The 5,428-nt window shown below is 51.3% G+C and carries 5 protein-coding genes and 1 rRNA gene; 3 read left to right on the top strand and 3 right to left on the bottom strand.

Annotation, left to right across the window (positions count from 1 at the left end):
- Positions 1-138, bottom strand: a 23S ribosomal RNA gene (locus tag BLQ16_RS09480); the annotation flags it as partial.
- A gap of 377 nt (positions 139-515) precedes the next feature.
- On the opposite strand from BLQ16_RS09480, the gene BLQ16_RS09485 reads away from it, so the two are divergent.
- From BLQ16_RS09485 to BLQ16_RS09490, 3 genes are all read left to right on the top strand, one after another.
- Positions 516-2,015, top strand: a complete 1,500-nt coding sequence (locus BLQ16_RS09485) for an amidase (protein ID WP_091792477.1) — start codon at positions 516-518, stop codon at positions 2,013-2,015.
- A 117-nt stretch (positions 2,016-2,132) separates the two neighbouring features.
- On the top strand, positions 2,133-2,261 hold the full coding sequence (locus BLQ16_RS09890; protein WP_278308571.1) for a hypothetical protein: 129 nt from the start codon (positions 2,133-2,135) through the stop codon (positions 2,259-2,261).
- Positions 2,262-2,609: 348 nt separating this feature from the next.
- On the top strand, positions 2,610-3,815 hold the full coding sequence (locus tag BLQ16_RS09490) for an alanine racemase (protein WP_091792478.1): 1,206 nt from the start codon (positions 2,610-2,612) through the stop codon (positions 3,813-3,815).
- Positions 3,816-3,902: 87 nt separating this feature from the next.
- Here the strand turns inward: BLQ16_RS09490 and BLQ16_RS09495 are convergent, their stop codons facing one another.
- Together BLQ16_RS09495 and BLQ16_RS09500 are read right to left on the bottom strand one after the other, a co-directional pair.
- Positions 3,903-4,328 (bottom strand): hypothetical protein, encoded by a 426-nt coding sequence (locus BLQ16_RS09495; protein WP_091792479.1) that lies wholly within the window; start codon positions 4,326-4,328, stop codon positions 3,903-3,905.
- The gene (locus BLQ16_RS09500) at positions 4,304-4,882 is read right to left on the bottom strand and encodes a TetR/AcrR family transcriptional regulator (protein ID WP_159428082.1); all 579 of its coding nucleotides are present in this window, start codon (positions 4,880-4,882) and stop codon (positions 4,304-4,306) included. Before BLQ16_RS09500 ends, BLQ16_RS09495 begins: the two co-directional genes overlap by 25 nt.
- Positions 4,883-5,428: the final 546 nt, after the last annotated feature.

A 5,428-nucleotide genomic window follows, 5' to 3' on the forward strand; every position in this document is an offset into this window, starting at 1 on the left:
ACTCCGGCAGGGTTGTCCTATTCGGATATCTACGTGTCAAGGTCTGCTTGCGACTCAACGTAGCTTTTCGCAGCTTACCGCGTCCTTCTTCGGCTCCCGGCGCCTAGGCATTCACCGCATGCCCTTAGTTACTTAACCTTTGGTTTAGTATAAGTTTGCTTACTTATTTCGCTTGAGTTTTCACTCTCGATGAAATTGATGACCTTTTCTATATAAACAGAAAAACTCATCTGCATATCTTTCGTATGCGTTGCTGTGTAGTTTTCAAAGAACTGCTGTCGTTTGCGACAGCTTGTATATAATACCACGACTATTTTATGCCGTCAACCCTTTTTTTGCCTTTTTGGGAAACTTTATTTGTTTTTCTCCTAGACGGTCAAGTGGGCTTGCTGACGCTTACAACTGTTTAGGGCTTACGCCCTTTACCACTGTCTTAATTTTGATTTGCCGCAGCCAAGGCCACCGGCTACAATACTTGTATGAGAGCATGGTCCTGAACAGCGAAAGGAGTTCTTATGATTTTTTTTGACGATGCAACGGCAACGGCAGCAAAAATTCGCAAGGGTGAGTATACTGTAAGCGCTTTAACCAATGAGGTCATAGCGACCATTCGCGCTGAAAATAAGATACTCAATGCGGTAATGGATTTGCAGCAACCACCAACACTGCAGGTTGCTGAACGGGCAGATAAAATATTGGCGCGATTATCGGCCCAGGCCCGGGCTGATTTACCGCCTTTCTTCGGGGTTCCGATTCTATTGAAAGATTTGGGCGATGCACAAAAGGGCATGCCGCTGACCAACGGGTCCCGGTTGATGCGGTCGCATGTGGCAGCAGAGACAGACCGGTATGTGCAGGCCTTATTGCAGGCCGGTTTTCTAATTATCGGACGAACGAATGCCCCTGAGTTCGGCGTGAAAACCATCAGTGATGCGGAAGTATACGGGCCGGTATCATCGCCGCTGGATCTTGCCCGCAACCCGGGCGGGTCTAGCGGCGGGGCAGCGGCAGCCGTTAAGGCGGGCTGGGTGCCGGTGGCCAGCGCCAGTGACGGTGGCGGCTCTATTCGCGTGCCGGCAGGGCTGAATGGGCTAATCGGTTTGAAGCCAACGCGCGGACGGACCCCGGCCGGGCCCGGCAATTATCGGCGCTGGCAGGGCGCGGCCATTTCTTTTGCCTTAACCAAGACGGTGCGCGATACCATGACCCTGCTGACCACCGTCCAGGAGCGCAGCCTGTCCTACCCCTTCCCCCTGCCGCCCTTGGCCATGGCCCCGGACCAGCTGGTCAACCGCCGGCCGCTTAAAATTGCCTGGTCGGCGGAGAATCCCGTCGGCGAAGAGACTTCGGCTGAGGCCAAAGCAGCCCTGGCCCAGGCGGTATCGATCTTATCCGACTTGGGCCATCATTTGGAAGAAAAGACCCTGCCGACAGATGGCATTGCTGCCTTAAAGGCCTATTATTTGGTGAACGCCGTCGAAATGGCCGCAAACATCGACAGCATCGGTCAAATGCTGGGCCGGCCGGTGACAAAAAAAGATTTGGAAGCAACCACTTGGGCATGGTACCGTGCCGGCTTTAAGGTGAGTGGCTTGGACTATACCCGGGCCTTGCAAGTGTGGGATCATTGCAGCATCACCATTGAAAGCTTTTTGGATGATTACGACCTTTACTTGACCCCCACGACGAATGAACCGGCCCCGGTCCAAGATCGCTTTGCACTGAGCCCAGCAATGACCGACAAACTATACGCCATCGATGACCTTCCTTTCGCAGACCAACAAGCCCTAATCTGGGAGGCTTTTGCAGACCTCTTAGCCTACGCCCCCTTTACCCAACAAGCGAATATTGGCGGTCAACCGGCCATTAGCCTGCCCCTGTACGAAAACGAGGCCGGCCTGCCCTTGGGCCTGCAATTCATGGGCAAAAAGGGAGCCGAGCCCCTCTTGCTTGCCCTGGCCCACCAATTAGAAGCGGCCGGTGCCTTGACCGTTACGGTAACCCCCCTGCTGTAAGTTGTAAAATGAAGCCCTTTTTCGCGCGAAAAACTTGTTGCTATCTTTACCGGCCCATCATTTCTGGTTGACAAGCTTATGGTAGGATGAATACAACCAATATAAGGAGGTCTGTCCATGTCAACCATCAAAAAGCTCTTTGCGACAACATTCAGTACTTCCGTCTTGCTCTGCAGCGTCACCTTTCCCGGCTTGCCCGGCCGCATTGATGACTTGCCTGCCAAGCTTCCGAAAACGGTCGGCTAGTCAATAAGCCCTCCGGACCCAATCAGGGCAGGTCAAGCGGGCAGCAGCCAAGCCGCTTTTCCCGCCACCCGCCCTGCCAATCCCCCTCATATCCAGGCGCACACTTGCCGATGCCAGCAGAACCAGCCATGCCTTGCTGACAGACAGGCGCATCTGCAAACACCGCCAAAACCTAGGTCCCGACCAGTGCTGCTGACTTGATTAAACCACCTTTCTTATCACCTCCCCCTCATCGCTGCCGGCCTGACCGCGCAGCGATTTTTTTATAGGTGGATTTGTACAATCGCCGGAAAGCCAGTATACTGGTGCTATGGACCGCACTAAAGACTAAAACGGGAGGACCGCCCCATGTTAAATGACATCATCACAGCCCAGCTTGAAAACCACGACAGCTTTTATATTTACGATGAACAGCACATTCGCAGCCAAGCCCAGCTACTCCGGACCCATTTTCCGGACGTGGATTTCTTCTATTCCCTCAAATGTAACCCAAACCCGCATATTCTCCGCACCATTTTTTCTGAAGGCTTTGGGGCAGATGCGGCCAGTTTGAAAGAAGTCCAATTGGCTGCTGATGCCGGTTTGCGGCAATCACAAATTTATTATTCGGCGCCAGGTAAATCTCCTGCCGACTTGGAAGGCGCCTTTAATGCCGCCACCATTATTGCCGACAGCATTGGTGAGTTGGATCACTTGGAACGCCTTGCTGCCCGAGAAGGCACGGTGGCGGAAATTGGCGTCCGGGTCAACCCCGCTTTTTCGATGAATGGCGGCGACGGCTTATCGGCAAAATTCGGCATTGATGAAGAAATGCTACTACCCATCTTAAAGAACCGGCATATGCCCCATTTGATGGTGACTGGTATCCACGTTCATTTGCAAAGCCAAGTCTTAGACAGCGACAAACTGCAAGCCTATTACCAGAACGTCCTCTCCTTGGCAGACCGGGTTGAGGCTGCCCTGGGCCGACCGCTCATGTACATCAATATGGGGTCTGGCATCGGCTTAGCTTACGCAGCCCATCAAACCCCCTTGGATATTCCCGCCTTGGGCCTGGCCGCCGGCAAATACCTGGCCCGCTATCGCAATGCCCACCCCTACACCCGGATTTTTATTGAAAGCGGCCGCTTCTGCGTCGGCCAAAGCGGACAATACATCACCACCGTCCGCGACCGCAAGGTTTCCCGCGGCAAGACCTGGCTGATTTTAAGCAATACCTTAAACGGCTTCATTCGTCCGTCCATTGACCAGATGATGCGCCCCTACCCGGATGCCCAACCGTTTGAACCCTTGTTCACCTGCCGCGACGCCTTTCATATCCGTACCCTAAAAAACGATCCGCCCTCTGAGCAGGTCAACCTTGTCGGCAACCTTTGCGCCGGCACAGACCTGATCGCCGAAGATATTCTGCTGCCAAAGCTGGCCGTTGGTGACGCCGTCATCATCGACAATGCCGGCGCCTATGCCGCCGTTTTGAGCCCAATGCAGTTCTCAAGCCTCACCCCGCCGGCCGAACTCTTTGTAACCGCCGCCGGCAGCGTTTTAAGCGATTAACCCTTCATAAAAAAATAAAAGCAAACAGGCCACCGCTGATTCATGAAAATCAGCGGTGGCCTGTTTGCTGTCACTTATACAAAGGACTCAACCCTGCACCTTGCGATGCGCCTCAATATAGGCTTTCATAAACAAAATACCGGCCATGGCCAAAGCCCCTCCCAAGCCGGTGTAAAAGACAGCGATAGCAACATCCGGCAATAGGTGGGAAGCCCGTAAACTCACCCCTAGGGTAATCATCAAGGCCATCATCGTAAACCCCTTCCGGTCAAAAAAGCGGTAAAAGGGCTGGGGCGTTTTGTAGGCGGCAATGCGCACCACGTTTTTTTTGACCAAGGGTCCAAAAATAAAAACGGCAAAAACCAGAAAAACCATCACCATCAATACTGGCTCCCACCAGTAAATCGGCTTATAAAAGCTCAGAACACCTAAACGCATGACGTTAAATCCGGCAAACATCCACACCACAGCTGCAAAAAGCAAGAGCCTTATCTGCTTAACTTTTTTAAACATCCCATATCCTCCTCATATAAGAGCGCCTTTAAAACCGCCAATAAATCGGCACAATTATCCTTTTTTAAGGCCGCCTGGTACATCAAATGATGCAAGGCAAAACGTGCCAGCTGCTCCGATGTCAAATCCGCGCCAAAAACATTCTGCCGCACATCCTCATCTTGATCCAAAAGCTTCACCAAGGCCGCTTCAATATGTTGGTATATCGCCTGCATCTTCTCACTGTCCGATTCCGGCAGCCCATGAAAATGAACCTGCATAATATCCGGATATTGTCGCTGAGCCGCCATAAGGCGTCCATAAATCCATTCCACAGATGACAAAAAATTGTCCGGTTGCGTCCAGTTGTCACCGTGAAAAATATATAACCAAACAGATTCAACCACTTCCGCCATCAATATTTTTTTAGACGGAAAATAATTGTAGACCGTTCCAACTGAAACAGAAGCTGCTTCAGCCAGCTTTCTGATGGCTAGAGCAGAAAAGCCTTCTTCAGCAACCAAAATGCGCGCTGCCGTCAATAGTTTTTCTTTAGACGTCGCTTGATGATTCATACCTTTCCCTCCAAAATGAACATTGTTCATATTCGTATTATACCACATTTTTTAAAAAGCAAAAGCTTTTTTAGAAAACTTACTGGTTAAAATAAAGGTCTTCTCCAAGGGGCATCGCCTTCGCCTCAAATCACTTAAGCCCCTGCAAGGCCAATAAAAAAACGCACAAGCATTAAGCTTATGCGCTGGTCTATGGAAGCAGGCCAAAAGATGTACTAGATTGTTGTCACGACGTCGCCCGTTACGGGTTTTCCTTAAGCTACGAGGTGATCCGCCACACCACCTGACCCGACTACCGCTTGTACCCGGCGGTAGAACCGTAGACACTTTGATGTAGTGACAATTTGCCGAGAGGATAGTCCTTTAGCCCGGCGACTGAACCATAGAAATGGTTCGCCGAGAAGGTCCGGGGCATACCACTAATCGGCCCAACAAAAAAAGCACAGGAGCAATTGCTCATGTGCTTAATAAACTAAACAGACCAAACAAGTGTAACAATTTGTTGTAACGGTTTCTACCGTTACGGGTTTTCCTTAGAAAGGAGGT

This window comes from Peptococcus niger (genome assembly GCF_900101835.1).
Lineage (GTDB): Bacteria > Bacillota > Peptococcia > Peptococcales > Peptococcaceae > Peptococcus > Peptococcus niger.